At 46.3% G+C, this 876-nt stretch carries 2 protein-coding genes; both read right to left on the bottom strand.

The window, feature by feature from the left end:
• Nucleotides 1-304: cell division ATP-binding protein FtsE (locus tag A3738_RS25610; protein ID WP_156504502.1), on the bottom strand; the 304-nt coding region annotated here is incomplete at its 3' end.
• 11 nt (nt 305-315) lie between these two features.
• A partial coding sequence (gene ftsY / locus A3738_RS25605) for a signal recognition particle-docking protein FtsY (protein WP_068763951.1) occupies nt 316-876 on the bottom strand: 561 nt, incomplete at its 5' end.

The raw sequence follows: 876 nt of genomic DNA, 5'->3' as shown, positions 1-876 counted from the left end.
TCGCGACATTATCAAAGACTGTGCGATCAAACAGAAGTTTGTGGTCTTGGAATACAACACCTGCATGGCGACGATAATAAGGAACTTGTCGCGGAGGAATACGTGCAAGGTTTTGATTGCCAACCGTGATTTGACCTTTGCTGGCTCGTTCCATCAGCATGATTAGTTTAAGTAGTGTGCTTTTTCCTGCGCCGGAATGTCCTGTTAGAAATGCCATTTCACCTCTCGCGAGCTCGAATGAAACATTTTTCAGGGCTTCGTGCCCATCAGGGTAACGTTTTCCGACGTTAATAAACTGAATCATGCTTTAACAACTTAAGCGTCTGTTTGTTTTTCAAAAAGTGCTTCAATGAATTCATCCGCATCGAAGGGACGTAAGTCATCGATTTGTTCGCCGACGCCAATAAAACGAATCGGTAAACCGAGCTGTTTTGCAATGGCGAAAATAATACCGCCTTTTGCAGTACCATCTAATTTCGTCAGACTGATTCCTGTAACGCCCACGGCTTGTTGGAATATTTGCGCTTGGCTAAGTGCGTTTTGTCCTGTGCCAGCATCAAGTACCAACATCACCTCGTGTGGTGCTTGTGCATCAACCTTCTTCATCACTCGAACAACTTTTTCGAGTTCTGACATCAAGTTGTCTTTGTTTTGAAGACGACCTGCTGTATCGGCGATGATGACATCAATGCCTTTAGATTTTGCGGATTCAACGGCATCAAAGATCACTGATGCACTGTCTGCGCCCGTGTGTTGCGCAACGACTGGAACATCATTGCGTTCGCCCCATACTTGCAGTTGCTCCACGGCTGCTGCGCGGAATGTATCACCTGCAGCCAGCATGACAGAGTGACCTTGGCTTTGAAAACGCTTGGC

The sequence above is a fragment of the Oleiphilus sp. HI0066 genome, from assembly GCF_001635725.1.
Note: the sequence above shows the minus strand (reverse complement) of the source record. Positions and strands in the feature narration are given on the sequence as shown.